This is a genomic window from Variovorax sp. PMC12, from assembly GCF_003019815.1.
GTDB lineage: Bacteria > Pseudomonadota > Gammaproteobacteria > Burkholderiales > Burkholderiaceae_C > Variovorax.
Map to the genome: position 1 here is coordinate 1,717,406 of NZ_CP027773.1, position 26,040 is coordinate 1,743,445.

Genomic DNA, 26,040 nt, shown 5'->3' on the forward strand with positions numbered 1-26,040 from the left:
GCGGCTAATATGCGGCCCTGACGGAAAAGAGAACCAAATACGGGCGACGTCATCCGTACTTGTACGGACTTGAAGCAAGGAGCGCGCATGGCAAGGCAAGAGGCGGAACACTGGAAGATCGAAGATCTGGACTTTTCGCGCATTGCGCTCGATGAGGTCCGTGCGGACGAAAACCTCTTCTACCTGGTGGTCTCGGCCTCTTTCATCGAGAGCGGCTCCGACCTCTACACCCAGAACCTCATTGATTTCTTCCAGGGCGACGACGAGGTCACCGACTGGCTGTCGAACCACTGGGAAAAGGAAGAACTGCAACACGGCAAGGCGCTGCGCGCCTACGTGCGCCACGTGTGGCCCGAGTTCGAATGGGACACCGCCTACGCGGGTTTCCTGGAAGAGTATGCGACCTACTGCAAGGTCGAGTTGCTGGCCCCCACCCGCGCCCTCGAAATGACCGCGCGCTGCGTGGTAGAGACAGGCACCGCCACCTATTACCGGGCCATGGCCCGCAGCACCACGGAGCCGGTGCTGCACGACCTGGCCAGCCGCATCGCGACCGACGAGGTCAACCACTACAAGCACTTCTACCGCTTCTTCCGGCGCTACCGCGAGCAGGAAAGGCTGAGCCGCTTCCGGGTGTTCGGCACCATCGGCCGCCGCACGCTGGAGCTCAAGAGCGAGGATGCCGACTGCGCCATTCGCCACGTGGTGCAGGCCCGGTCGCCCAGCCGCGCCAGCGACACCGCCTACGTGCAGCAACTGAGCGCCAAGATGAACAGCACCATCCGCACCAACCTGAGCGCCGGCACCACGCTCAAGATGCTGATGCGGCCGCTGGAATTGCCCGCGCGTGTGCAGACCGTGATCCAGTACCCGATCAAGCAGTTCATGCAGCACGTGTTCCTGCGCTGAGCGCGCCCGCCTGCAACAGCCACGCCGCGGGCTCGAGCGTGTGTAAAGCAGAAAACCGGAACGGCCGTCTCGTTTCCGGCAACCGGCGTCTCGCTAGTATCTGCCCCCACACCTCTAGCGGCAGGGCGGAGACCTTCGGATGAGCGCCCTGCGCTCCTGGCAAGTTGCTCGCAGGCTCTGCATGCGAGTCCGATGTTCGAAAACAAAACCAATCGCGACCAAGCCTATACAGTGCGCCTCGAAGGCACGAGTCTCTCCATACGGGACCTGATGGAAGTGCGCTTCACCTTTCTGCGGGTGCTCGAGCAGCGCATCGGGCCGCCGACGCGCGTGGTGAAGTGCTACCGAGCCTGGTCGAGCCAACTCGAGTGGGGCACGGAGTCGATGACGGACACGCAGATTGCCAATGCCCGCGCATGGCGCGAAGCATGGGAGCACGCTGTCGGTGTGGCGGCACCACTGCTCAGCCACCCTCGGAACACGAAATTTCACTTCGAGCTCCTTTGAACAGAAATCGAACAAAAAAAACCCAGCACTAGGCTGGGCTGAACCTCTTGAGTGCTGTCACACACAGAGAACTCGCACTTCGAAGCGAGCAAACAAAATCTAGGGCTTCAAGCGCCGCCGCCTTGTCGGACGGCACCGACAATTCCAATTTGGTGCTGTGGCACAACAACTTCCGACCCTGAAAAAACTGCCAAATAGTTCACGTTTTAATGAGTGTCCTACGGCTTCTGACTGTTTCCGGCTGACAGGCTTCCAGCCGGCCTCCCAGGACCATGCAATTGCTGTCACGCAACAGGGCCGCAAATAGAAGAAGAGCTCTCTGTTCGTTCTTAGAGCGCCCTCATGGGCTCCTCGCAACCCGCTTCGGCGGGTATTTTTTTGCCCGCATACCAGCAGCGCTTCGACGGGTCGGGTGCGGTCAGTGCGGCCTACCACAAGGCAATTACATGTTTTCCCTTTCCGATGGGGACAATGTTGTGGAAAACCTTGTGTGCAGCGCCCGGAAGCCTTGTCTGGCGTGGCCTGCAACGCGATGCCCGCAAAAGAGGCAGCGCTTGAAAAAATCTTCACAACGGGTTGAATTCGGGGTTTTCGCGCAACGCTCGAGGGTTCCCGGAGACTCGGCGGCTGTCAGCAACGGTCGGTTCCGGCTGACACGCCATCCCGCAGCCTCCCGGGAAATTGCGACCATGCAGTCGCCGGATTCGTGCCAGCCAGGGAGGCGCTGCCAATGACATTCCGACGTGGCACCGCAGCACTACAGAGAGTTTTCCGTGGTCGAATATTTCAAGGTTGGTCTTCCCTACATACGAACGCGCTTCAAGGTTCCCGCGCGGCGTGGCGGCCGTGTGGAACTCAAGGGCCGCTTCGGCACCATCCGGGGCTCGAGCGGCGAATACCTGCTGGTCAAGTTCGACGACGACGAAACCGCGGCCATCGTCCACCCGGTCGAGCCCAACTATGTCGAGAATGGCGAAGCGGCAGAGATGCCGCTTTCCCCGCCGTCCGACGACGGCGCTGCGCCCACGCGCGGCGGCGCCTGATCAACCTCCGAAGCCCAACCCCCGAAGCCGCTTCGCAAGACGTCAGGCCGCGCTGAAAGTCCGAGGCGGTGGGGCGATGTCGCGCAACGTGCCGAAATCTGTCGTCGCCATTCCATCGGTCAGGTAGAGCGCCTCATCATCGCGACGCATGAGGCCACGGTTCTCCATGCCGCGCATGGTCTTGTTGACCACCTCCCGCGAAAGGCCCGCGTACGACGCGATCACCGACTGCGAAATGCGCTTGTCGAACCCGCCTGCGCTCGCCGGGGCCAGGTCGGCCAACTGGTGCAGCACGCGATGCACCACCGCCTCCGGCGGCAGCGACGAGATGCGGCGCATCTGGGCGCGCAGCATGCTCATTCGCTTCATCGCGAGGCCCAGCAGGCCCAGTGCGACCTCGGGATGCCTGGAACACAGGCCGCGCATGACGGCGATGGGCACGAAATAGACCGCCGACGGCAGCGCGGCAACGAGGGTATGCATCGACTGGTAGCGGTCTTCGCGGATCGACAGGTCGAAGAAGAAGTCGTTGCGTGCGACGAACTCGGTCGTCACTTCTGTGCCTTGATCACGCGATGGCGTGACGACACGCAGCAGCCCGCTTGCCACGCAACAGATCTGATCGGTCGACTCACCCGCATTCAGCAAAGTGTCGTTGCGCTTGTAGTGGCGAAGCTCGCTGCACTTGATGAGCGCCTCGCGCTCCGCGGCCGGCAGGTTCGCCGTGAGAGGGTGAAGGTACATGCAGCGATGGTGAGCCGTCGGTACCCTCCCAGCAATCCCGCAGATTGGGTATTGGGCGCATTGCGATACGCGCTATAACCCCCGGCCCGGACACTCAGTCCTCGGTTTCGGACTCGTCTTCCTCTTCGTCGTCGTCTTCGCTCTCTTCGGCACGGCGAATCGTCACGAAATTCTCGGCATCTTCCACGAATGCCATGAGCTTCTCGTCAGGCGCCATGCCGCGGACTTCGGTCTGCGGGCCGTCACCATTCTTGTAGTCGACCTGGACCAGCGCGAAGCACGCCAGGGGCTCTTCCATCTCGCCGTCGTCGCCTCCGTCATACACGGCAACCCAGCCTTCGGCGGGCATGATCTGCAGGATCTTCACGTCTTCCATTGATTGATTCCATGACTATCGGCAGCCGCATCAAGGAATCCAGGTGCGCGATTGGTTGGAGCCAGGTCCAACTGACGGACGAAGCTGGAGTTACCCAGAGCGCCATTGGGAACATCGAGTCTGGGCTCAGGCAACGACCGCGGGAACTCGTGTCCATAGCCAAGGCGCTGCGGGTCTCACCGGAATGGCTGGAGACGGGCAAGGGGCCCAGGACCGGGCGCGCCTAGCTCAAGCTCGTGGGAGCCGATGGCGGGCCGTCAGTGCGAGCGTTGGTGGAGTACCTGGCCGACATCGCCGCTCAGCAGCGGCCGACTCTTCGAAAGAACTTGGCGAACCTGCTGGTCGATCTGGTCGAGCATTCCGAGGACACGATAACCATCAGGGACATTGAGCGGTCCTTCGCTCCGCCCCAGAAATAGCAGGGTTCTCGCCCATGAACCAGCCGTAACAAAAGGTTAGGATGTCGGCTCGAATTTCAGAGGAGCGAGGGAATGAAAAAACTCGGCATCGCCTTGCTGGCAGCCGCATGCTCGATGGCGCACGCCGTCGGCTGGAACTACGACTCTTCCACCGACAAAATGACGGGAAAGAAGTCAGCAAGCGCGCAAACGGTATCTGACAACTCTCTAAGCTTTGGGTTTCCGTACCAAGGCGTCAATCGTGGCAACTTGATCGTTCGCCAGCACCCACAGTACGGCCTTGATGTCCTGATCACTATCGACAAGGGGCAGATGCTTTGCAGCAGCTACGACTGCAAGGTCTCGATCAAATTTGACGACGCGCCTCCGGTCAAATTCAGCGGTAGCGGTCCGGCCGACCACAGCAGCCAAACGATCTTCATCGAAGGAGCGGCGAAGTTCATCGCCTCCGCTAAGAAGGCGAAGAAGATCCTGGTTCAGTTCAATGCCTACCAGAATGGCGCACCTGTGCTTGAGTTCAGCACACCGCAGCCACTGGACTGGCCTAAAAAATAGCACGCGCCGCGATCTCACAATCCATCGAACCAGCAAAGATAAATGAGCCTGTTCGAACTACGCGTGACGGCACTAGTGCCAGCGATTGGAAAGGGTAAAACCCTGAAGACTAACGCGATCGCTGAAGATGGCTTTGACTACCTCACCGAACTTCGACAACAAGGTTTCCATTAGACTGATGGCCAGCCCGACTCTGCTGGCCGCGTGGAGTTCAACTCAGACCTCTTCCGAGGTACGGACAGCGAGGTAACGGTGCAGGTGTACGCCGTCGATCAAGAAGAGCTGGAACGTGAGGTCATGCCAACGCTTGAGGCGCTGCTGCCCTGGAACATCGACCTCATCGCAGCGTAATCTGTCCAGATGTCAGAATTCACTATTCAGTCCTACGAGTGCTTTCTGATCCGGAGCACGCGCGCCATCCCATTGGTTGCGCTTGGCTCTGTCAGCCGTTTGCAAAACGTCGAGGAGCAAAAATCGATATGTGGCCGTTTAAAAAGAAGAAAGAGCCTTGGGAAGACAAGTTCGCCGCACTCGCGCCGCTCGTCCTGGCATCGGACCAAGTCATGGGCCCGAACCGGCTATCCGTGTGCTTTGCCTATCGGGTCAAGCCGAACAACCCACACGATTCGGGCTGGATTTTTCTCAGTGGCAGGGAGAGCCAGCGCGTGCTCGATGACAACCCACCAAAGGTATGTCCTCTGAATTCCTTCCTCAAGATGGACCCGTCGTTGAGCACGATCACAGACAAGCCTATCGGCTCAGCGTGGGAGCGCAATAGCGCCGATGCGCCATGGGAAGAGGTGTTCGATTTCAAAACGCGCGACTGAAGCGACCTCTATGCCTGTCGTCGCAAAACATTGCGCAAGGGCGTAGAACATTGATCGCTTACGGTCAAAGCACTCCGGCAAGCCCATTCATGTCGTTCAACAGAAACTCGGAGAAGCGCCCCGCGGGTCGAGGCTCGCTCACACCATCGGTCATGAACCAGCACTCGGGATCTGGGACCGCCGCCTCAGCCTCAAACCAAGCCGCCATGTAGCCTTGATGCGAGAAGAAGACGACGTGAGAGTCCTTCAGTTGGTACTCGACTTCCTCCTCTTCGAGCAGATCCCGAAGCATGCCGTGATTCGAGAAGATGCAGTCGATGAACCAGGCTGAGCCGCGAAAGATACCGTCGCAGTCCCGGCCCATCCAAAGCAGGTAATCCCTGTAGGCCTGAGGAAGCTGGAAACCCAGCTTGCGCTCAAGCGCTTCGACTTCCGCCTCGCTGGCGCCGATTGGAGCGCCTATCCTGGGCTCAATGTGAAGCGCGTGGAACTGTTTTGCGGCTTCGATGGGCATGAGATGGTGAGTTGTCAGGTCGAGTATGCCGAAGCTGACGGTACGTCCCCTGCTTTTTCGGCTCGACCGGACTGCACCCTATCGCGACAAACACGAAATCCCGCTAAATTTGGCGCCACTGGAGGTGAAAGTAAATGCTGGAACTGCTCGATACGGGTCGGATTGCGCACAAGCTTGGGAGGTGGCGGTGGACCGCCTACTTCGCTTCTGGGGTGTGCCTGTTTTTAATCGGTTGGGGAATCGCCGAGGTCCTCATGATTCCCAGCCTTATGAGCCCGGTCGCCGCCGACTCATCGCCCGCGTTTTGGACGTTTGCGGCCTTCTCGCTGGCTTCGCTACTTCTGATCATCTACAGCGTTCGCCTTTGCTACATCGACGAGATGCATGGGACTTACATCGAAGATGCGCAGCATTACAAGACCCACGGCTGGTAGCGCAGTCGTATAGCACTCCGAAGCCCGCCCCAAGCGGGCTTTTTCGTTCCCGGGGCCGGCATCGAACCGGCACATTGCCGTTTCCACCGTCAGCCCATTTCCGATCGCTTGCAATCAAAGATCGCGCTCGGCTCAATCGCCTTCAACGCCGGCGTATTGCCGACGAACGTCACTCCTGCACCGATGAGGCGCCAGTCATCCAGCGACTTGAATAGCTTGAAGAGGTGGGTGACCTCGACGCCAGCAGCGGGAATTGTGTTGAAGACATAGATCGGCTCGCCAAACTGGGCGTCTGTCGAACTCACCAACTCGGCTTTCAGTTTGCCCATCGTCTCCGAGTCCTTGGTCCTGAAACGCACGATGTCCATGTTGACAGTTCGCGAAGGCTCATCGATGGAGATTCTGCGAACCCAGTGCAGGTATGGCGTGTCCTTGCTCGCAACCGGAACGCATGTGATCGTCTTTGCCGACGCCGAGCCCGCGGCCAAGAGCAGCAGCAGCGCCTGGCAAGCGAGACGCCTAGTTTGAATTTTCATGGTCGCCCTCCTCTGTTATTGAGTGGTCCACTTTAGCGCCTCGCGTCGATGTCCAACTTTTGCGCCCCTTCCCTCGTGTTGATGGCAATATCACGGGTGTGTTTGAACCGTTGGCGCGCGAGGTCGACGAGGCTGGTGATCAGCTCTTAGCGCAGTACCAAGAGGCCCGCAACCTGGCCAACGAGGCGCAAGCATGAACGCCGTCCTCGAAAGGCCCCGCGCCAAGGCTAAGCCGAAGGCCACGAAGGGCGGACTGCAGACACGGCTCGAGTCGATATTCACCAACCTCAAGCTCGACCAGGAAAAGCTGCAACTCGCACACCAGTCAGTCGAGCTGAAGCACCCCGGCGACACCGCAGACGTGCTTCTGCGTGCCGTCATCGAAGACCTGCTGCCAGCCGCCATCGCGCCGATGTACCGGCAGCCCCTGACGCGCAACGACACCGACGCGGCCTACACCGGCATGTTCACGTCGCTCGCAGCGATCGAAGGGACCATCGCGCTGTCGCGCGGCCAAGTGATCGAGCCCGTGCTTCGTGAAGCATAGGTGCTGCTCGACGAAGCGAACAGCCAGATGGACTTCGGCGACATGGGCGACGTACTGCCACAGCGCTAGGACATCACGGAAGCCGACCAGATGCAAGGCGATATTGCAGCACGTCTACCAGCCGCCGCCGCCGCCGAGCATGAAAACGTAGCCAGCCGCATTTTCGGCGCACACGACAGAACCATCGAAGCCCACGCGATTCTCGACTCTCGCGTAGCGGAGATGAACACCGGAGCCGCCTATGGCGCTCGCTCGCTGGTGAAGGTCGCCGTTGATGCAACTAGCGCCGCGGATGCGACCAACACGCGCAACGACTGCGAGCACGCGAGCTGCGCCAGCCCAGACTTGCCCACGGCCTTGAGGCGGCGCTGCACGATCTTCAGTGCACGCCCCACCAGCGGCACGCGCAGATCGACGGCTTCCTCGAAGCGCGCGTTCGTTGTCGCTTCCTTCGGCACGGTCCACTACCAGCCATCCTTCTCTTCGGTGATGTGCTCCGGGCGCATGGCCGGGATCTCAACGCCGCGCGCGCAGGTCCACAGGTAAATCTGCGTCGCATCACGGCCGAGTTCGTGCATGTTCGGCAGCCACGCCAACAGTTCTCCGACCTCATCGTCGCGCAGCACGCGCCGCTTCTGGCCCTGGTGCTCACCGCCGACGATCTTCCCTTTGCTTTTCAGCTTGCCCTTCATCAGGGTGGGCCACCAGTTCGGCACGTCCTGGTCGAGGCGGCCAACGTCCAGCGCACGCGACCACGCCGCGCCGAGCATCGAGCGTAGCTTTTGCGCCGCCGTTGGCGTAGCTTTTCGGGCATCGAGCAGGTCGAAGCACGTAGAGCGGGTCACGGCAGCAGCCGGCGCATCGGCAAATGCCGGCTCTTCGTCCAACAGCCTTTCGAGCGCCCTCCTCGCCGCGATGGCACCCGCTTCCTGGCGCTCCTGCTCGATGTGGTTGGTGATGTAGTCCTGCACCAGCTTGCGCACGGTGAACACCTCGGCATCCGCCGGCACCGCAGCGGCAGGTTTGCGCTGCTGCCGCTGGAACGCCTTCGGGTCCACGCCGTCGGCGCGCAGGATGCGCAGCCGCTCCACGGCCTCGGCCGCTTCGGATGGCCGCATGCCGGGATACGTGCCGATGCGGGTCTGCTTCATCAGCCCCGTGACGGGCTGCTTGTAGCGGTAGGTCCACGTCATCTTGGACGCAGAGGCGACAAGGCGCAGTCCCTAGCAACCTTCAACGACGAGATGCTCGCCTGGCTTGAGCTGCTTGGCAGCGCGAACATCGAAGAACATGGCCCTATACTCCCGGCTGTCGTCGCTCGCAGGCATGCGGCCGACGGGTGGTTTCGGGTGTAGTTTCTACCAAAAAAACCTACGCCAAAACCTACGCCAAGGTGCCAAGTGGACAGGGGTGTGACCGGGTGACGTTGGGAACACGGTCGAAGTCGAAAGACCTTCTTTACTCGGTAAGATCAGGCACTTAGGTGGATAACTCGTTAGAAATCAACGGGTTGCAAAATGCGGGTGTAGTTCAATGGCAGAACGGCAGCTTCCCAAGCTTCATACGAGGGTTCGATTCCCTTCACCCGCTCCACTCCCTCTTCCTCTGCCCGGTCCGCATCACGTAGCCTTCACCGCGTCGACCAGAAAGCGCACGAAGGCTTTTCCCGCATCGGGCAGCGAGCGGCCCGCCATGGTCTCTATTTCCAGATGACGCTCGTTCATCTCGCGGTCCTTTAGCGGAATGACGACCAGCGCCTTGCTCTGCAGCAGCGAGCGCATCGACAGCGCGCCGTAGAAGGCGATGCTGTCTCCACCCGTCGCCACAAAGCTCAACAGCGCGCTCGCGTGGTTGCTGGACATGGCCTGCACATAGCTCAGCCCCTGCCGGCTGCAACTGGCGTCGAGCAGGCGCCGTATTGAACTGTCTTCCTGCGGCAAGCCCAGCGGGTACGCCACCACCTGGCGCAGCGACAACTGCCGCTGCGACGCCAGCGGATGGTCCTTGCCCATCACGGCCAGGATGGGGCTGGGGTGCCGCAACTCGATCTCGATGCCGGGCTCGGGCACGGCGCTCAAGGTGATGCCGACATCGGCTTCGCCGTCGCGCACATGCCTGGAAATGTCCGCCGGAGAGCAGACCTGCAAATGAAAGCGCACGCCCTCGTGCTTGCGCCGGAAGCGGGCGATCAGGGTCGGAATGAAGTCGAAAGCGAAGCCCTCGGTGCTCGCCACGCGCACATGTCCGCTGCGCAGGCCGCGCAAGCCGGCGATGTCGTTCGCGACCCGCTCAATGTCCTGCTGCGCCCGTTTGGCATGCGCCGCGAGCAGTTCGCCGGCGGCATTGGGCACCATGCCTCGCGCGTGGCGGTCGAACAGCAGCGTGTCGAGTTCGCGCTCCAGGCGCGCCACCTGCCGGCTCACCGCCGAAGGCGCGACGTTGAGCTTGAGCGCCGCTTCCTTCACCGAGCCGGTCTTCACGACCTCGAGGAAATAGCGGACCGCGGTCTCCTGCAAGGCACGAAGTGACATGGAATTCTCCGATTCTCGATTGCTGATTCGGCAATGAAAGATTCTAAACATTGCGCTTGTTGCATCGACTGCCGACTCCTAGGATGACTCTGTTTCGCACTCTCTCGAACCATCAGGAGCTCCGATGAACCGTCTTCCGCTCATGGCCCGCGCGGCCCTCGCCTTGCTGTACGGATTCACCCTTGCCGCGGTGCCGCTGACCGCGCCCGCGGCCGAGACTGCCTTCCCCTCGCGCCCGATCACGCTCGTGATTCCCTTCCCGCCGGGGGGCGCGACGGACGTCAACGGCCGCGTGATCGCGCAGCGGCTCGGCAAGGAGCTCGGGCAGCCTGTCGTCATCGAGAACCGCGCAGGCGCCGGCACGGTGATCGGCGCAAGCTACGTCTCGAAGGCGGCGCCCGACGGCTACACGCTGCTGGTCAGTTCGGGCTCCACGTTCACCGTCAACCCCGCCATCCGCGCCAACCTGCCCTATGACCCCGTCAAGAGCTTCGACCCGATCGGCATCGCCGGGCGCATCGCCCTGATCCTGCTGGCCAACAGCGACGTGCCGGTGCAGACGGTGAAGCAGTTCGTCGACTACGTGAAGGCGTCGCCCGGCAAATATTCGTATGGTTCCTTCGGCACCGGCACCACCTCGCAATTCGCCGGCGAAAGCATCCTGCACGCGGCCGGCCTGAAGATGACGCACGTGCCCTACAAGGGCAGCGCTCCGGCCATGACCGACCTGATGGGCGGGCAGATTCCCTTCAGCATCGACACCGTGAGCGCAGCCATACCGCAACTCAAGAGCGGCAAGATCAAGGCAATTGCGCTGACCACGGCCAAGCGCTCCGTCTTGCTTCCCGACGTGCCGACCATGGCCGAGAGCGGCTATGCCGACATAGACATCGACGCCTGGCTGATGCTGGCGGCGCCGAAGGGACTGCCCGCCGATGTGAAGGCCAAGCTCGAGAAAGCCCTTGCGGCGACCATTGCCGACCCCGACACGCGCGCCAAGCTACTGGGCCAAGGGCTGGAGCCGGCTTACAGCAATGCTGCCGCGGCCAGCGAACTCATCAACCGCGAACTGCCGGTGATGCGCGCCGTGGCTGCGCGCGCGAGCATCACAGCCGATTGAAGAGAGACTGATGAACGCAGCACCGAACACATCGCCAGCCGCCGCCGAGCTCGTCGAGCAATCCGCCGTCGAATTGCGCCGCCTCATCGGCAGCAAGGAGATCTCGCCAGTAGAACTGCTGGAAGCATGCATCGCGCGAATCGAACGCGTGAACCCCTTCGTCAACGCGGTGACCGCCACCTGTTTCGAACGCGCGCGCGCGGAAGCCAAAGGCGCGGAAAGCGCGGTCATGCGCGGCGACCCGCTAGGACTGCTGCACGGGCTGCCGCTGGGCGTGAAAGACCTCGAGCCCACGCAGGGCCTGCTCACGACCTGGGGCTCCGCCATCTATCGCGACCACGTGCCCGCGGAAGACATCGAACTGGTGGCCCGCCTGCGCCGCGCGGGCGCCATCGTGACGGGCAAGACCAACGTGCCAGAGATGGGCGCGGGCGCCAACTCGCGCAACGAAGTGTGGGGCGCCACCGGCAACCCCTTCAACCCCAACCTGAATGCGGGCGGCTCTTCGGGCGGGTCGGCGGCGGCGCTGGCCTGCGACATGCTGCCCGTGTGCACCGGCTCCGACACCGGCGGCTCGCTGCGCATTCCCGCGGCCAAGTGCGGCGTGGTGGGCTTCCGGCCTTCGCCGGGCATCGTGCCGAGCGTGCGCAAGCCGCTGGGCTGGACCCCGATTTCGGTCGTCGGCCCCATGGGCCGCACGGTGGAAGATGCGTGCCTGCAGCTGGCCGCCTCCGCCGGCATGCACGCGGGCGACCCGCTCAGCCACCCGCTGGACCCGTTGTCCTTTCGCAAAACGGCTCCGGTCGACCTTGCCAACCTGCGCGTGGCATGGACCGAAGACTTCGGCACCTGCGCGGTGGACGACCGCATCCGCGCCACTTTCTGCCGCAAGATCGAGGCCATGCGGCACTTGTTCCGGCGCTGCGACAAGGTCGAGTTCGACATGGGCGAGGCGCATCGCTGCTTCGACGTGCTGCGCGCCGAGGCCTTCGTGGCGGGCATGCAGGCAGCCTACGAGCGCAACCCCAACAGCCTGGGCCCGCACTCGCGCGCGAACTACGAAATGGGCGCGCAGATGAGCCTGCTCGACAGCGCCTGGGCGCAGGCCGAGCAGACCCGGCTTCTCAAGCGCTTCCAGGCGACCTTCGCCGACTACGACCTCGTGCTGTCGCCGACCACCCCGGTCTCGCCCTTCCCCTGGACGCAGCCGTACGCCGACACCATCAACGGCGAGAAGCAAGCCAACTACTACCGCTGGCTGGCGCTGACCTACGTGGTCACGCTCACGACGCACCCGGCGATCTCGCTGCCTTGCGGCGTCGACCACGCAGGCATGCCCTTCGGGCTGCAGGTCGTGGGCGGATTCAGGATGGACCACCAGGTGCTGGGTGCGGCGCATGCCATGGAGGCGGCGTTCTCTCGCGATGCGCAGCTGCGCAGGCCGCGCCCCGACCTGGCCGCGCTGCGAGCGGCGGAGCCTGCCTTGACATCGATCGTCACGACACCGCCCGTCTTCGACCGCGGCCTCATGGAGACAGCCGCGATATCGGCTGTCTGAGCCTCACCGGCGGGTATCGGCCGGTTTGCTTGCGCATCAAAATACTGTATATTCAAACAGTACTTCACGGGAGTTCTGAAATTCCCAATCCCGGTCAATTGCCCCAAGCACACCAGGACGATGAACCAAGCTGAACTGTTCTTTCCCCGCGCAACCACGCCAGCACCCATGCCTGCCGCATCGTTGCCCGAATTCGAAGCCCCGCTCCACTTCGTGGAGGTCGAAGCAGCGGCGGAAGAAGCCGATGCCTCGCCACCAGACGCCTACACCGTGCGGCTGGCGGACTACGCACTGCCATCGGCAGACGCCGCAAGAGTGGCCGAGCAGCGCTTCCGCCGCGAAATCGACCGGCAGCTGGGCGACGATGTCATTCCCGCGCTGCGCGCCTTTCAAAATGCCAGCGAGTCGAGCGAAAGCGAACTCTCGAAGGCAGAAATCGCAATGGCCAAGCGCTGGGCAAAGGCCTACGACGCCGCGCGAACCGCGGGCTTTCGCGATCTGGGCGAAACCGACGAGGCGTACTTCGAAATCCGCATCGACTGACGGCGTCAGCCTTGCCGGGGCGACAGGGCTCCTGGCAAGCGCGACACCCGCTCGGCCAGGAAATCCACCATCACGCGCACCCGCAGCGGCAGATGGCGGCGCGGCGCATAAAGCAGGTGAAGCTCCTGCGCCTGCCCTGTGTGCCGGCCAAGCACCCGGACCAGCCGGCCTTGCGCCAGCAGGTCCGCCACCATCCACGTCGGCTGCAATGAAATGCCTGCGCCGCCGAGCACGCTGTCGAGCAGCGCCACGGCGTTGTTGACGCGATAGCGGCTGCGCACCGGCACCGCCTCCGGCCCGTTCGGCCCCTGCAGCAGCACGCCGTCGTCTCCGCCCGCATAGCGCAGGTAGTCGTGCGTCAGCAGATCCTGCGGCTTGCGCGGTTTGCCGCGCGCGGCGATGTAGTCGGGCGAGGCGACCAGCACGCGCGGCCAGGTGCCGAGATGCCGGGCAACGAGATCGGGCGGCAGCTTGCCGCCGACCCGCAGCGACACGTCGACGCGTTCCTCCAGCGGATCGACGAATCTGTCGTCGAGCACCAGTTCCAGCTCGATGTCGGGGTACAGCGCCAGAAACTCCAGCACCATCGCATTGAGATGCCGCTGGCCCAGCGTCACAGGGGCGCTCACGCGCAGCAGGCCGCGCGGTTGCTGGATGCCTTCGCGCGCATCGGCCACCGCGTCGCCGTAGTCTTCGAGCACGCGCCGCGAGCGCTCGTGAAAGCGCTGGCCCTCCTCCGTCAGGCTCAGGCCCGAGGCGGTGCGCCGCAACAGCCGCACGCCGAGCGAGCGCTCGAGCCCCGCGACGAGCTTGCTGACGGTGGGCTGCGTGGTGTCCAGCGCACGCGCGGCGCCCGACAGGCTGCCCAGTTCGACGCTGTGCACGAAGGCTTCGATGGCGCGCAAGGTGTCCATGGAGATGTATTCGAATATGGAATGGGCTGGATGCCATTCTGCCTTCTACCCATCCGTATCCGCATGAATGAAAGTCGTGTCATCGATTCGCTTTTCATCCAAGGACATGCAAATGACACCCGCTGCATTCACGTCGCTCATCCGCCACGGCGCCTTGGCGCTTTCACTCGCCGCCGCGGTCTCCGCGTCCGCGGCCGAACCCGCAACCGCCTACTGGAGCCCCAGCTGGGTCGCCAGCACGCAGCCCATCTGGAGCGGCGACTTCGTGCTGCCCCCGGGCCTGCCGTTCCAGTTCAACCGGCAGACCGTGCGCCAGGTGGCGCGCCTGAGCATCGGCGGCACGCGGCTGCGCGTGGTGGTCAGCAATGAAGGCGGCACGTCGCCGCTGCACATCGGCGCGGCTCGCGTGGCACGCCATGCAGAGGGCTCCGGGATCGTCGAAGGCACCGACCGGCAACTGCGCTTCGGCGGCCAGGCCGAGGTGACCATACCGCCCGGTGCCCGGCTCGTCAGCGATCCGGTCGACATCGTTTTGCCCGCGCTCAGCGAGGTTGCGGTGTCGCTCTACCTGCCGCGCGCCAGCCAGCCCGCGGGCTTTCATTTCGATGCCCGCCAGATCGCCTACGTGGCGGACGGCGACCTGACCGGCGCCCCGCGCATGCCGGCCAACGCGAGCCAGTGGAGCACCCGCGTCTACGTCAGCGGCCTGATCGTGGAAACGCCCAGGCCCCCGGTCACCGTCGTCACCCTCGGCGATTCGCTGACCGACGGCAACGGCTCCACCCCCGGCGCCAACACCCGATGGCCCGATGCATTGGCCGAGCGGCTGGCAAACCGTGGCGTCGCCGTGCTGAACGCCGGCATCTCCGGCGGCCGGCTGCTGAAGGACGGCATGGGCCGCGCCGGCCTGGAACGCGCGGGCCGCGACGTGTTCGCGCAGCCGGGCGTGCGGGCCATGGTCGTGCTGCTGGGCACCAACGACATCGGCTGGCCCGGCGGTCCGTTCGCGCCCGACGAGCCCGCGATGCGCGCGGAAGAATTGATCCAGGGCTTCAGGCAATTGATAGAGATGGCCCGTGCCCACAACGTGCGCATCGTGGCCGGAACCATCCCGCCCAATGAAGGCGCCTTGCAAGGCACGCCGCTCGCGGGCCACTACTCCCCCGCAAAAGACAAGGTGCGCCAGGCCGTGAACCGCTGGATCCGCGAAGGCGGCGCGTTCGACGCGGTGGTTGACTTCGACGCACTGCTGCGCGATCCGGCCCATCCATCGCGCCTGAAAGCGGCTATGGACTCGGGCGACCACCTGCATCCGGGCGACGCCGGCTACAAGGCGATGGCCGCCGCCATAGACCTGGAGGCCCTGCTAAGCACGGCGCCGTGAGCTCGCAAATATACTGTACATGCATACAGTATTTCTCTAAAATTGGCCGTCTCCAAGAACAACATCGAGGCGACGCCGATGACCACCGCCAACCCGCCCGCGCCCTCCGCGCAGGCTCTTTTCTTCTCGAGGTTGCATCCGTTGCAGCCCCGCTCACGCAAGGGCCGGGTCTCCACGTGGCCCTTCAAGGTGGCTCGCGAACAGGGCCAGTACGACATCCATGACAAGGACGACGTTCGCGTCCAGGCGGCGCGCGTCATCCGCACGACGGCCGAGAGTTGGTGGCCACAGGAATACTGAAGGAACGACCATACCGTAGGCAGACAGCTTTCCGTCGGCCTCTGCAGCAGGACAGGATGCCCCACATCACGATCGCACGCAATTCATTCGCAAGGCACTACAGTGGCCTTATGCCGACACCTTCAGACATCTCGCACGAGACCATCGCCCAGCACCTCGCGCAGGCCTACCGGCTCCGCGTTGCCCGGGCCGAACTTCTTCCTGCGGGAGCAAGCGCCACATCCGCTGCCTTTCGCGTCATCGCGGATGACGAGACGCGGTATTTACTGAAGGTGCAACAGGGCGCCATCGATCCTGCCGCTCTCGCCCTCTGCGCCTTTCTTCATCACGACAAGGGCGTCGATGCCGTGATGGCCCCCATGCCCGCCACAGACGGCACGCTGAGCACCCAGGGCCACGGCTTCGACTGGACGCTCTCCCCATTCTTCGACGGACAGAACGGTTTCGACCGCACCTTGTCGGACCGGCAATGGATCGCACTCGGCAAGGCGCTCGGCGCCATCCACCGCACCCAACTCCCCGAAGCCCTGCTGGCCAAGCTCCCCAAGGAAAGCTACGCGCACCAGTGGCGCGAAGGCGTGCGCCGCTATCAGCGCCGCTTCATCAACGGCACTGCTGGCGACGGCATCGTCCAGCGCTTCCTTGCCTTCTGGGAAGAGCACGCCGAAGAGATCGACACCGTCGTCTACCGCAGCGAGCAACTGGCGTCCATCCTGCTGGAACGCCCACCGCGGCTCGTGCCGTGCCACTCCGACATCCACGCGGGCAACGTCCTCGTGGGCGAAGGCGACCGGCTGTCCATCGTCGGATGGCACGCGCCCATCCTCGCGACCAAGGAGCGCGACCTGATGTTCATCGGCGGCGGCGTCGGCAACGCGTGGAACCAGCCTCGGCAGCAAGCGCTGTTCTACGAAGGCTACGGCCCTGCGGACATCGACGCAGTCGCGCTGGCCTACTACCGCTACGAGCGCATCACCAGGGACGCGCTCGAACTCTGCGACCGGATACTCGACAGCGCAAAGGCCAACGCCAACGCCAACGCCAACGCCAACGCCAACGCCAACGCCAGCGCGGAAGGGCGCGAAGAAGACATGCGCCGCATGCAGAGCCTGTTCGTGCCGAACGGCGCGGTGGCCATCGCCCACCAGAGCTACGACGCCGTGACCTGACACGGCCACCGGCGCGTCAGATCAGCAGATCCTGCGCGTCTTCCTCGAAGCCGGCAATGGGCTTCGCCTTGGCCAGCGCCAGCCACACCCCGAACGGGATGCGCTCGAAGCTGCGATGCACGGCCGCACGTGCCACCACGAGCCGTTCGCCTTCGAGCACCATCACGCCGCATTCGGCCGGCACCTCTTCGGGCTTGGCGATGCAGCGGCCCTTCGCGTCGTTGCCCAGCACGTACCAGCACTCGCCGCCCAGGTCGAGGTACGCCGCGCGCTTGTCGGGCTTGCGCAGGTCGCCCAGCAGATCGGCGCGGCTCACCTTCACCTCGTGCACGATGGGATGTGCATAAGCCTCCACGCTGGTATTGCGGATCGAGAACACATCGGGCCGCGCGATGCACCAGCGCGGCTTGCCGCCCTCCTCCAGCGGCGGCAGCCGTGCGCGCAGCCCGAGGCCGCGCCATGCGATGCGGCCGCCGCGTGTCATCTCGCGCGCCACGCGCTCGACCAGCGCCTCGTGCGGCGACAGGGCCGCGCGGTTGATGGTGAGCGTGGTCGCGATGCGCGCAATGCCGGCGTCGGTGACGCGCAGCGTCTCGTGGCCGTGCATGCTGCGCACGCGCTCGAGAAAGCCGCCCGCCAGCAGTTCGACCTCGATGCCGTCGCAGCAGGGCCAGCCGGCGGAGCGGTAGATCTCGCGAAGGCGCCGTGCGTGCAGCTTGCCGAAAGGCACCTCGACCGCTTCGCAAGAGGCGGTCTGCATCGGCGGCGGATCGACCACCGGTGGCGGAAAACCGGGGTCGGTGACCGGCGGAACCCCCGGCGGCGGATCGCCCTCCGGCGGTGGCACGGATGGCGGTGGCGGCGGCATGGGCACCGGCACGTCGGGTGCGGGCGGCGGTGGACCGATGGGCGTGGCGACGACGGGGTCAAGGACGAGTTCGGGCATGGCTCTGGCAGGTTAGCGAAAAGTCTTTCGGAACGCGAGACATGGAACGATCGGTTGCATCGATCGTTCCGTCAATGGAAGTCGCGGCTGGTGTTGCTCTGCGCGAGCCGGCCCATGAGCGGCGTCAGGTCCTTGAAGCCGGTGGCCACGAGGTGCTGCACCTTGCCGCCGGTTTCATCGTCGCGCTGCCACGTGCCCTGCACCGCGAGCAGGTGCGACTTGAGCAGCGGCTCGCGCCAGGCCTCGATGACATGGCTCCAGACGATCACGTTGACGTTGCCGGTCTCGTCCTCCAGCGTGACGAAGATGGTGCCGTTGGCCGTCTGCGGCCGCTGCCGGCCCTTGACGATGCCGCAGGCGCGCGCGGTCTGGCCGTTGGGCACCGAACGCAGCTCGGCCGCGCTCATGAGCTTCATGCGCGCCAGCCGCGGGCGCAGCAGCGCGAGCGGATGGCGGCGCAGCGTGAGCCTGAGCGACGCGTAGTCGCCGACGATCTCCTCGCCCTCGGACGCGGCCGGCAGCAGCAGCGCCTGCTCGTTGATGGGCACGCCTCGCAGCAGGGCCGGCGCCCGGCGTTGCGCCGTGGCGTCCCACACCTGCTGGCGGCGGTGGCCGGAGAGGGACATCAGCGCATCGGCCGCGGCCAATGCGGCCATGTCCTTGCCGTCGAGTTCGGCGCGCAAGGCGATGTCTTCGGTGCTGGTGAAGGGTGCCGCGGCGCGGGCCTGCAGCAGGCGCTCGGCGCCGCCCGCGCTGAGGCTGGCAATGCGGTTCAGGCCCAGGCGCACCGCGGGCTGGTTCTCGTTGCCGAGGCGGTCGGCATAGCGTTCGTCGATGCCGCAAGGACGCGGTGCATCCGGGTCCCGCGCTTCGAGCGTGGTGTCGAAGTCGCTGCGCGTCACATCGACCGGGCGCACCTCGACGCCATGGCGGCGCGCGTCCTGCACCAGCTGAGAGGGGCTGTAGAAGCCCATCGGCTGCGAGTCGAGCAGCGCGGCCAGGAAGCAGGCGGGCTCGTAGTGCTTGAGCCAGCTGCTCACCGTGACGAGCAGTGCGAAGCTGGCGGCGTGGCTTTCGGGGAAGCCGTAGTCGCCGAAGCCCATGACCTGCTTGAAGATGGCTTCGGCAAAGGCTTCCTTGTAGCCGTTGTCGACCATGCCGCGCACGAGCTTGTCGTGGAACTTGCCGAGGCCGCCCTTGCGCTTCCATGCGGCCATGGCTCGCCGCAACTGATCGGCTTCATCCGCCGTGAACCTGGCCGCGATCATGGCGATCTGCATCACCTGTTCCTGGAAGATCGGGATGCCCAGCGTTCGCTCCAGTGCCTCGCGCAGTTCCTCTTTCTCGTAGTGAATCGCCAAGCCCTTGCGCACCCGCTCCCGCTGCTTGAGGTACGGATGCACCATCCCGCCCTGTATGGGCCCCGGCCGCACGATCGCCACCTCGATCACCAGGTCTTCATAGCTGCGCGGCTTCAGGCGCGGCAGCATCGACATCTGCGCCCGGCTCTCGATCTGGAACACGCCGATGGTGTCGGCGTCGCAGATCATGTCGAACACTTTCTGGTCGTCGTTCGTTATCTGGTGCATCTCCACCGTCGAGCCCCGCCAGCGGTTCATGTGCTCGAGCCCGCGGCGAATGGCGCTGAGCATGCCGAGCGCCAGCACGTCGACCTTGAGCATGCCCATCGCTTCGAGGTCGTCCTTCTCCCACTGGATGACGGAGCGGTTTTTCATCGACGCTTTCTCGACCGGAACCAGCCGCGTGAGCTTGGTGTGCGTGAGGACGAAGCCGCCCACGTGCTGGCTCAGGTGGCGCGGAAATCCCTTGAGCTTCTGCGTGAGCTCGATCCACTGGACCAGCTTGAGTTCGTCTTCTTCCACGCCTGCACGCGCGGCAGCCTGCAGCAGCTGTTCGCCTCGCACGGTGTCGTCGAACCAGTAGTGGTCCTTCGCGAATTCGTCGATCAGCCGTTCGTCGATGCCGATGGCCTTGCCCACGTCGCGCAATGCGCTGCGCGAGCGGTAGCAGATGACCACGGCGGCGATGGCGGCGCGATGCCGTCCGTATTTTTCGTAGATGTACTGGATGACTTCTTCGCGCCGCTGATGTTCGAAGTCGACGTCGATGTCCGGTGGCTCATGGCGCTCGCGGCTGAGGAAGCGCTCGAACAGCAGCGTGCCCTTGTCCGGATCGATGGCGGTGATGCCCAGGCAGAAGCAGACGGCGGAGTTGGCCGAGGAGCCGCGCCCCTGGCAAAGGATCTTCTGCGACTTGGCGAAGCCGACGATGTTCTCCACCGTGAGGAAGAACATCTCGTATTTGAGCTCGATGATGATGTCGAGCTCTTTGTGCACCTGCTTTTGCACCTTGTCGGGAATGCCGTCGGGGTAGCGGCCGCGCGCGCCTTCCCATGTCTTGCGCACCAGCGTCTGCGCCGGCGTTTCATTGCTGCCAAGGGTTTCGAGCGGGTACTTGTAGTTCTCCCTGATCACATCCGGATCGAACTTGCACCGTTCGGCCACCACCAGCGTGTTGTCGAGCATCTGCCGCAGATGAATCTCGGCCAGCCGCATGCGCGGCCGCAGATGCCGCTCGGCATTCGACTGCAGCGCAAAACCGCATTCGGCCACCGTCTTGCCCTCTCGTACGGCCGTCAACACGTCGTGCATCGGCTTGCATGAGCGCGCATGCATATGCACGTCGCCGGCCGCCACCAGCGGCACGCCGGCTTGCTCGCCCGCCTCCATCAGCGTGACCAGCCAGAGGTCGTCATCGAGTTCGCTGAACAGCTCCACGGCCAGCCAGAGGTTCTCGCCGTACAGCGCCCTGGCGGCCATCAGGTCTTCATGCAGCGTGGCCGTGTCCATGGCGCCGCCCGGGTTGCGGTCCGGCACGAAAAGGATCTGGCAGCGCTGCAGGGAGGCCACGTCGCTCTCCTCCCAGCTCACGCGGTACTCCCCCTTGGGCAGCTCGGTGTTGCGTGCTGCGGTGATGAACTCGCACAGGTTGCCCCAGCCTTCGGTGTCATTGGCGATCACCACGAGCCTGAAGCGCTCGAACTGGAACTCGCTGCCGAACAGCAGGCGGAAAGCCGGGTTGCGCGGGATCTTCGGCTCGTCGGGGTTTTCGCGCTCGTATTCTTCGAGCTTCGCGGGCAGGTCGCGCAAGCCCACATGCGCCCGCACGATGCCGGCCACCGAGCACTCGTCGGTGATCGCCAGCGCCGTGTAGCCGAGCTGATAGGCCCGCTCCACCATCTCCTCGGGCGTGGATGCGCCGCGCTGGAAGCTGAAGTTGGTCAGGCAGTGCAGCTCCGCGTAGTCCGGCAGCGTGAACGCGGGCGGCTTGCGCAGCGGCACCGGCAGCGCATGCACCTTGGCGGGCTGGCGCCTGCTTTCCTGCTTGTCGCTCAGCTCAGGCATAGAACCCCTGCAGGTACCAGCGCACCTCGCCCGAAGAAAAGCGCGCAGCGGGCCGCTCGCGAAAGATCCACACCAGCCCGGCTTCGGGGCTTTCCGCGACGTAGTAGTCGCGCATGGCGGGCTGGCCGCCCTCTTCCTTGTCACCCCACCAGCCTGCCTCTACGCGCTGCGGCCCGACCAGCCTGCTCAGCGTGCCGCGATAGCACGGGCGCTCGCCATCCATCTCGAGCCGCAGCGGCTCGGGCAGCAGCCACGGCGGATAGATGGCATCGGGCTGCGAGGCGGCGGCCTGCGCCTGCCTGCGCGCCTTGTCGGGCGGGGCTTTGTCCTTGTGCAGCGCGGGCCGCCACGCCTGCTTGCGCTCCGGCCGGTGGTCGGCCTGTGCCGAGGGCACCAGCACCTGCGACGGGCCGAGCCGCACGCTGAGGCGCTCGACCATCTCGTGCAGCCTGTCGCCCTTGCGGTTGTCCTCGGGCAGGAAGCTGGTGCTGGCGCCGGCCCACGTATCGGTCTCCAGCGTGCGCAGCCGCAGCCAGCTCGCGGGCGCCGAGAGCGTGGTGAGCGCGAGTTTCTCGGACATCAGCCGGCGCAGGTGCGCCATGTCCTGCGTGGGCTCGGCCGTGCGCACGGTGACCTGCTGGTGCGGCGGCAGGTTCACGCCGTTGAAGCGCTTGAGGTCGAGCGTCCATTGCAGCTCGAGCGCGCGCGCGCCGCGCTGGCGGGCACGCAGCCACAGCTGCAGCGAGGCCAGCAGCCGGTTGGCCGACCACATGAGTTCGGGCGCGGTTTCGGCCAGCGCGGGCAGTTCGAGCTTCTGCTCGAACACGTCGGGCAGCGTGAGCCAGGCATGGCTTTCGGGGCGCAGGCCCCAGGCGGCATCGAGCGCATCGCGCAGCTCGGCACCGAAGCGCCGCGTGAGCCCGCCGCGCGGCAGCGCAGCCACGTCGCCCCAGGTGCGGCAACCGAGGCGCGCGAGCAGGTCGAGGTGCGCGCGCGCCGCGCTCAGGGTGTCGAGCGGCAGGCCGGCGGGCACGTCTTGCGGCCGCTTCTCTTCGCGCGCGAACAGCCGCAGCCGCGCCAGCGCGATGAGGCTGGTGGCGCCCTGCGTACCCAGCATGCGCGCGTCGGGCGCGGGGTTGTCGGCCAGCAGCAGGCGCATCAGCTGCAGCCGGCCGCCCCAGAGGCGTTCACAGGCCGAGACCTCGAGCATCAGCGCTTCGTCCTGCCAGGCGACGTGGGGCGTGTAGCGCAGCGCCCACCAGCCGAGAGCCTCGGGCATGGGCAGGACCGGGCCCTCGGGCGTGCCGGCGTCGTCAAGTAGCCACCGCAAGGCGATCCAGTGCACCTGGGCCTCCTTTCCACGCGTCGATGCGCACCACCTTGGCGGAGGTTGCCGTCTCGCCGGCTTCCACCACGGTGCCTTGCTGCTGCAGCCGCAGCTTGCGGCGCACCCGGGCGGCGGCCAGCAGCGCGGCCATGCGCTCGTTGCGCGCGGGCAGCATGACCGGCGAGGCCAGCGGCGGCCCGCGGCGCTTGAGGATGTGCAGCGCGATCTGCGAAGCATCGGCCTCGCAGCGGTCGGTGCGAAGGCGCAGCCGCGCGGGCGAAGCCGACAACGCGACCGAGTCGGGCCGGCACACGAACAGCAGCAGTTCATGCTGCGCCGCCGCCAGTTGCAGCCGCCGCAGTTCGGCCACCCGCGCCTGCGGCAGCCACGCCACCACGGCCGCCACGTCGGCGCAGCGCAGCGCCTGCTCGCAGGCCCACAGCCGCGCGGCCGGTGCCTCGCTGCGCACCCACATCAGCGCTTCCACCGGCAGCCCCTGCGCCGCGAGCGACGGCCCGCAGGGCTCGAAGGGCGGGCCGACCAGCACCACCGGCCCGCCGCGCGCCTGCACCGCCTGCGCCAGCGCCGGCAGCAGCAGCCGCCAGACATGGGCTTCGGGCGCGGCCTGCAGCAGTTCCGTCATCGCGCCGACCGGCCATCCGCCGCCCGGCAACTCCGCGTCGAGCGCGGCATGGCCGGTCGCGACGACCTGGGCGTCGGCCAGGCCGAGTTCGTCGGCATGCCAGACGCCGCGGCCCGCGGCAGCGGAAAAGGAATCGAGGAAAGGAAGGCCCATGGCGAAGACTGTTAACTGTATTTTTATACAGTATTCCATGGGCTGCGGGAAAAAAGCTGTTTTTCTTCGTCACGGGGATTTTCATATTCCCGGTGCTCATGCGAAGGCGCCCAGAAGTCGTTTGAGCCGGGGCTGCCGCTTCGCTCCAATGGAGCCGTCCAACAGGAGCACCGCATGACCACCCCCAGCACAGCCGTCACAGCCGTCACCGCAGGCCTGAACTACCTCCAGCCGTCCGCCCTGCGCCCCGTCAGCTACACCTTCCAGCCGCCGCCCGACACGCCCTGGGAAAGCGGCAGCTACGAACTGCGCCCCATGCCCATCGCGGATGCGCGCGCAGCCACCGCGCCACCCGACATCGAGCGCGAAGGCTTCGTGCTGCGCGACGCGCCCACGGCCGTGCGCGACTTCCTCGACGACGCGGAGGTCACGGCCATCTACCATCGCGAGGTGGCCGAACTGGCACTCGCCGTCACGGGCGGCACGCGTGCCCATGTCTTCGACCACCTGGTGCGCAGGCGCGAAGCCGACCGCGCCGCCCTGAGCTTCGGCCGCCGCGCGACCGACGGCCGGGCCGCCGCCAACGGCCGCATCCACAACGACTACACCGAGGAATCTGGCCGTCGCCGGCTGTCCCTGGTGCTGCCCGACCCCGAGGAAGCCGCGGCCGTGCGGCGCTATTGCATCGTCAATGTCTGGCGTTCGATAAGGGGGCCGGTGCTCGACACGCCGCTCGCCGTGTGCGATGCCCGCTCGGTGATGGCCTGGGACCTGGTCGACGCCGAGGTGCGCTATCCGCGCCGCACCGGCGAGATCTACCTCGCGACGCATTCGCCCTCGCACCGCTGGTCTTACTTTTCCGCGATGGACCGGCACGAGGCGCTGGTGTTCAAGCAGTACGACTCGCAGCTCAGCGGCGTCTCTCGCTACACGCCGCATGCCGCCTTCGACCACCCCGAGGCGCCCGCCGACGCGCCGCTGCGCGAGAGCATCGAGGCCCGCTGCCTGGTGGTGTTCGAATGAACACGCTCGACTTCTGGTTCGACTTCGGCAGCAACTACAGCTACCTCAGCGTGATGCGCGTGGAGCAGGAGGCGGCCGCGCACGGCATCGGCATCCGCTGGCAGCCCTTCCTGCTGGGGCCGATCTTCCGATCCTTCGGCTGGGAGACGTCGCCCTTCGTTTTGCAGAAGGAGAAAGGCGACTACACGTGGAAGGACATGGCCCGCCAGTGCCGCAAGCATGGCCTGCCGTGGCGGCAGCCAACGCGCTTTCCGCGCCCGGCCGTGCTGCCGCTGCGCATTGCGCTGATGGGTGCCACGCAGCCGTGGATGGGCGAGTTCTGCCGCCGCACCATGACGATGAACTTCGCCGAAGACAGCGACATCGATTCGCCGCAGGCCATGCGCGACCTGCTCGCCGGACTGGGCCTGCCGGCGCACCGCATCCTCGAAGAAGCGCTTTCCGACGCCAACAAGCTGCGGCTGCGGCGCCAGACCGAGATGGCCGCGGAGAAAGGCATCTTCGGCGCACCGACCTTCTTTGCCGGCAGCGAGATGTTCTGGGGCAACGACCGCCTCGACGAGGCGATCGCGTATTGCGAGGCGATGCCCTCAGTGCCCTGACGACTGCCGGGCCTCGTCCATCAGCCATTCGGCCACGTGGCGCACGTCTTCGCGCGGCGCCTCGTCGGCGTGGATCAGCCAGTAGGCATGGCCCGAAGGCTGCGCCGGCGCGGGCGCGGCCACGCGCACCAGCCGCCGGTCGTCGAGCAGCGGCTGGATCAGTTCCAGCCGCCCCAGCGCCACGCCCTGGCCGGCCAGCGCCGCCTGGATCAACTGGTCGTACTGGTTGAAGTGCAGCACGGCGCGCGGCTTCGCATCGGCCCAGCCCACCGCCGCGAGCCAGTCGCTCCATTGCAGCCACGGGTGCTGCGGATCGTCGAAGGCCAGCAGGCAAAGCTGCGACAGCGCCTGCGCCGACGCCAGCGACGCCAGCCCGAGCGAAGGGTGCGCCACCGGTGCCACGGTTTCCCCGAAGAGCCGCACCGCCCCGGCCGGCGCGAGCGCGGGCGTCGTGTAGCGGATGGCAAGGTCGATGCCGTCGTTGCGCATGTCGGCCAGGCGGTTGTTGGACGACACGCGCACGTCGACGCCCGGATGCAGCTTCTGCACATTGCCCAGCCGCGGCAGCAGCCACAGCCCCGTCATGCCGATGCTCGCGCTCAGCGTCACGGGTCGCTGCTCGCCGGACTGGCGGATGCCGCCCATCACGTCCTGCAGTTGCTGCACCGCGCCGTCGGCGCTGCGAAAGAGCCGCTCGCCTTCGGCCGTGAAGGCGATCGAGCGGTGGCCGCGCACCAGCAGTTTCACGCCGAGCAGCGTTTCCAGCGCATGCACCTGCTTGCTCACCGCCGACTGCGTGAGGCAGAGGTCTTGCGCCGCGAGCGAGATGCTCATGCGCCGGCCTACCGCCACGAAGCCCCGCACCAGGTCCAGCGAAGGCATGCGAAGCAGCGAGAGTGGCATTCCCATGATGAATGTGAGGCGGCGAAAAGCCGGATTGGAGCACAGGCCGCAAGCTTGCGTGCGGCGCCTTCCGCCGGATACTGGCCGT

Annotated in this window: 31 protein-coding genes and 1 tRNA gene; 19 read left to right on the forward strand and 13 right to left on the reverse strand. The window is 65.4% G+C overall.

The window, feature by feature from the left end; genetic code table 11:
* Positions 1–87 precede the first annotated feature (87 nt).
* From C4F17_RS07980 to C4F17_RS07990, 3 genes are all read left to right on the forward strand, one after another.
* Positions 88–909: a ferritin-like domain-containing protein gene (locus tag C4F17_RS07980; RefSeq protein ID WP_106934868.1), complete on the forward strand. Its 822-nt coding sequence runs from the start codon at positions 88–90 to the stop codon at positions 907–909.
* A gap of 192 nt (positions 910–1,101) precedes the next feature.
* A complete protein-coding gene (locus C4F17_RS07985) occupies positions 1,102–1,416 on the forward strand; it encodes a hypothetical protein (protein WP_106934869.1) in 315 nt (104 codons plus the stop codon).
* A 773-nt stretch (positions 1,417–2,189) separates the two neighbouring features.
* Entirely contained in the window at positions 2,190–2,459 is a 270-nt protein-coding gene (locus C4F17_RS07990; protein WP_106934870.1) for a hypothetical protein, read from the forward strand.
* 42 nt (positions 2,460–2,501) lie between these two features.
* Here C4F17_RS07990 and C4F17_RS07995 read toward each other — a convergent pair whose 3' ends face one another.
* Complete coding sequence (locus C4F17_RS07995; RefSeq protein WP_106934871.1) at positions 2,502–3,203, reverse strand: Crp/Fnr family transcriptional regulator; 702 nt, start codon at positions 3,201–3,203, stop codon at positions 2,502–2,504.
* A 94-nt stretch (positions 3,204–3,297) separates the two neighbouring features.
* Positions 3,298–3,579, reverse strand: coding sequence for a hypothetical protein (locus C4F17_RS08000; protein ID WP_081266737.1), 282 nt, complete (start codon positions 3,577–3,579; stop codon positions 3,298–3,300).
* Between the two features lie 11 nt (positions 3,580–3,590).
* Between C4F17_RS08000 and C4F17_RS33795 the strand changes: the two genes are divergently transcribed.
* From C4F17_RS33795 to C4F17_RS08015, 5 genes are all read left to right on the forward strand, one after another.
* Positions 3,591–3,806, forward strand: coding sequence for a helix-turn-helix domain-containing protein (locus C4F17_RS33795; RefSeq protein WP_159053620.1), 216 nt, complete (start codon positions 3,591–3,593; stop codon positions 3,804–3,806).
* 264 nt (positions 3,807–4,070) lie between these two features.
* Positions 4,071–4,553, forward strand: a complete 483-nt coding sequence (locus tag C4F17_RS08010; protein WP_106934873.1) for a hypothetical protein — start codon at positions 4,071–4,073, stop codon at positions 4,551–4,553.
* A gap of 42 nt (positions 4,554–4,595) precedes the next feature.
* Entirely contained in the window at positions 4,596–4,727 is a 132-nt protein-coding gene (locus C4F17_RS33620) for a hypothetical protein (protein ID WP_267898716.1), read from the forward strand.
* 30 nt (positions 4,728–4,757) lie between these two features.
* The gene (locus tag C4F17_RS32715; RefSeq protein WP_159053621.1) at positions 4,758–4,904 is read left to right on the forward strand and encodes a hypothetical protein; all 147 of its coding nucleotides are present in this window, start codon (positions 4,758–4,760) and stop codon (positions 4,902–4,904) included.
* Positions 4,905–4,942: 38 nt separating this feature from the next.
* Positions 4,943–5,380 carry an immunity protein Imm33 domain-containing protein gene (locus C4F17_RS08015; protein WP_159053622.1) on the forward strand — a complete coding sequence of 146 codons (438 nt, stop codon included), beginning with the start codon at positions 4,943–4,945 and terminating at the stop codon, positions 5,378–5,380.
* Positions 5,381–5,444: 64 nt separating this feature from the next.
* On the opposite strand, the gene C4F17_RS08020 is transcribed toward C4F17_RS08015, so the two are convergent.
* On the reverse strand, positions 5,445–5,894 hold the full coding sequence (locus tag C4F17_RS08020) for an SMI1/KNR4 family protein (protein WP_106934875.1): 450 nt from the start codon (positions 5,892–5,894) through the stop codon (positions 5,445–5,447).
* 134 nt (positions 5,895–6,028) lie between these two features.
* On the opposite strand from C4F17_RS08020, the gene C4F17_RS08025 reads away from it, so the two are divergent.
* Positions 6,029–6,328 carry a hypothetical protein gene (locus C4F17_RS08025; protein ID WP_106934876.1) on the forward strand — a complete coding sequence of 100 codons (300 nt, stop codon included), beginning with the start codon at positions 6,029–6,031 and terminating at the stop codon, positions 6,326–6,328.
* 89 nt (positions 6,329–6,417) lie between these two features.
* Here the strand turns inward: C4F17_RS08025 and C4F17_RS08030 are convergent, their stop codons facing one another.
* Positions 6,418–6,864, reverse strand: a complete 447-nt coding sequence (locus tag C4F17_RS08030; RefSeq protein WP_106934877.1) for a hypothetical protein — start codon at positions 6,862–6,864, stop codon at positions 6,418–6,420.
* 193 nt (positions 6,865–7,057) lie between these two features.
* Here C4F17_RS08030 and C4F17_RS08035 point away from each other — a divergent pair, with 193 nt between their 5' ends.
* On the forward strand, positions 7,058–7,411 hold the full coding sequence (locus C4F17_RS08035) for a hypothetical protein (protein WP_106934878.1): 354 nt from the start codon (positions 7,058–7,060) through the stop codon (positions 7,409–7,411).
* Between the two features lie 239 nt (positions 7,412–7,650).
* Here C4F17_RS08035 and C4F17_RS08040 read toward each other — a convergent pair whose 3' ends face one another.
* The gene (locus tag C4F17_RS08040) at positions 7,651–7,869 is read right to left on the reverse strand and encodes a hypothetical protein (RefSeq protein WP_106934879.1); all 219 of its coding nucleotides are present in this window, start codon (positions 7,867–7,869) and stop codon (positions 7,651–7,653) included.
* Between the two features lie 6 nt (positions 7,870–7,875).
* On the reverse strand, positions 7,876–8,631 hold the full coding sequence (locus C4F17_RS08045; RefSeq protein ID WP_325002743.1) for an integrase arm-type DNA-binding domain-containing protein: 756 nt from the start codon (positions 8,629–8,631) through the stop codon (positions 7,876–7,878).
* Between the two features lie 299 nt (positions 8,632–8,930).
* Between C4F17_RS08045 and C4F17_RS08050 the strand changes: the two genes are divergently transcribed.
* Positions 8,931–9,004: transfer RNA gene (locus C4F17_RS08050), tRNA-Gly, on the forward strand.
* 26 nt (positions 9,005–9,030) lie between these two features.
* Here C4F17_RS08050 and C4F17_RS08055 read toward each other — a convergent pair.
* Positions 9,031–9,942, reverse strand: a complete 912-nt coding sequence (locus C4F17_RS08055) for a LysR family transcriptional regulator (protein ID WP_106934881.1) — start codon at positions 9,940–9,942, stop codon at positions 9,031–9,033.
* Positions 9,943–10,066: 124 nt separating this feature from the next.
* On the opposite strand from C4F17_RS08055, the gene C4F17_RS08060 reads away from it, so the two are divergent.
* From C4F17_RS08060 to C4F17_RS33115, 3 genes are all read left to right on the forward strand, one after another.
* A complete protein-coding gene (locus C4F17_RS08060; protein ID WP_106934882.1) occupies positions 10,067–11,062 on the forward strand; it encodes a Bug family tripartite tricarboxylate transporter substrate binding protein in 996 nt (331 codons plus the stop codon).
* Positions 11,063–11,072: 10 nt separating this feature from the next.
* Positions 11,073–12,620 (forward strand): amidase, encoded by a 1,548-nt coding sequence (locus tag C4F17_RS08065; RefSeq protein ID WP_106934883.1) that lies wholly within the window; start codon positions 11,073–11,075, stop codon positions 12,618–12,620.
* A 168-nt stretch (positions 12,621–12,788) separates the two neighbouring features.
* Positions 12,789–13,163, forward strand: coding sequence for a hypothetical protein (locus tag C4F17_RS33115; protein WP_234382654.1), 375 nt, complete (start codon positions 12,789–12,791; stop codon positions 13,161–13,163).
* Between the two features lie 5 nt (positions 13,164–13,168).
* Here C4F17_RS33115 and C4F17_RS08075 read toward each other — a convergent pair whose 3' ends face one another.
* Complete coding sequence (locus C4F17_RS08075; RefSeq protein ID WP_106934884.1) at positions 13,169–14,077, reverse strand: LysR family transcriptional regulator; 909 nt, start codon at positions 14,075–14,077, stop codon at positions 13,169–13,171.
* 112 nt (positions 14,078–14,189) lie between these two features.
* Between C4F17_RS08075 and C4F17_RS08080 the strand changes: the two genes are divergently transcribed.
* The 3 genes from C4F17_RS08080 (at position 14,190) to C4F17_RS08090 (ending at position 16,930) form a co-directional block, all read left to right on the forward strand.
* The gene (locus tag C4F17_RS08080) at positions 14,190–15,461 is read left to right on the forward strand and encodes an SGNH/GDSL hydrolase family protein (protein ID WP_106934885.1); all 1,272 of its coding nucleotides are present in this window, start codon (positions 14,190–14,192) and stop codon (positions 15,459–15,461) included.
* 78 nt (positions 15,462–15,539) lie between these two features.
* Positions 15,540–15,761 (forward strand): hypothetical protein, encoded by a 222-nt coding sequence (locus C4F17_RS08085; protein ID WP_106937484.1) that lies wholly within the window; start codon positions 15,540–15,542, stop codon positions 15,759–15,761.
* A 110-nt stretch (positions 15,762–15,871) separates the two neighbouring features.
* Positions 15,872–16,930, forward strand: coding sequence for a phosphotransferase (locus C4F17_RS08090; RefSeq protein ID WP_106934886.1), 1,059 nt, complete (start codon positions 15,872–15,874; stop codon positions 16,928–16,930).
* Between the two features lie 16 nt (positions 16,931–16,946).
* Here C4F17_RS08090 and C4F17_RS08095 read toward each other — a convergent pair whose 3' ends face one another.
* The 4 genes from C4F17_RS08095 to imuA form a co-directional block, all read right to left on the reverse strand.
* On the reverse strand, positions 16,947–17,876 hold the full coding sequence (locus C4F17_RS08095; RefSeq protein WP_106934887.1) for a hypothetical protein: 930 nt from the start codon (positions 17,874–17,876) through the stop codon (positions 16,947–16,949).
* A 71-nt stretch (positions 17,877–17,947) separates the two neighbouring features.
* On the reverse strand, positions 17,948–21,301 hold the full coding sequence (locus C4F17_RS08100) for an error-prone DNA polymerase (protein ID WP_106934888.1): 3,354 nt from the start codon (positions 21,299–21,301) through the stop codon (positions 17,948–17,950).
* The gene (locus C4F17_RS08105; RefSeq protein WP_106934889.1) at positions 21,294–22,646 is read right to left on the reverse strand and encodes a Y-family DNA polymerase; all 1,353 of its coding nucleotides are present in this window, start codon (positions 22,644–22,646) and stop codon (positions 21,294–21,296) included. The genes C4F17_RS08100 and C4F17_RS08105 overlap by 8 nt, the downstream gene beginning before the upstream one ends.
* Entirely contained in the window at positions 22,615–23,424 is an 810-nt protein-coding gene (gene imuA, locus C4F17_RS08110; protein ID WP_106934890.1) for a translesion DNA synthesis-associated protein ImuA, read from the reverse strand. Before imuA ends, C4F17_RS08105 begins: the two co-directional genes overlap by 32 nt.
* Before the next feature lie 174 nt (positions 23,425–23,598).
* Here imuA and C4F17_RS08115 point away from each other — a divergent pair, with 174 nt between their 5' ends.
* Together C4F17_RS08115 and C4F17_RS08120 are read left to right on the forward strand one after the other, a co-directional pair.
* Entirely contained in the window at positions 23,599–24,447 is an 849-nt protein-coding gene (locus tag C4F17_RS08115; RefSeq protein ID WP_106934891.1) for a CmcJ/NvfI family oxidoreductase, read from the forward strand.
* Positions 24,444–25,049 (forward strand): 2-hydroxychromene-2-carboxylate isomerase, encoded by a 606-nt coding sequence (locus tag C4F17_RS08120; RefSeq protein WP_106934892.1) that lies wholly within the window; start codon positions 24,444–24,446, stop codon positions 25,047–25,049. The genes C4F17_RS08115 and C4F17_RS08120 overlap by 4 nt, the downstream gene beginning before the upstream one ends.
* Here C4F17_RS08120 and C4F17_RS08125 read toward each other — a convergent pair.
* Positions 25,038–25,952 carry a LysR substrate-binding domain-containing protein gene (locus C4F17_RS08125; RefSeq protein WP_081266724.1) on the reverse strand — a complete coding sequence of 305 codons (915 nt, stop codon included), beginning with the start codon at positions 25,950–25,952 and terminating at the stop codon, positions 25,038–25,040. The genes C4F17_RS08120 and C4F17_RS08125 overlap by 12 nt on opposite strands.
* Positions 25,953–26,040: the final 88 nt, after the last annotated feature.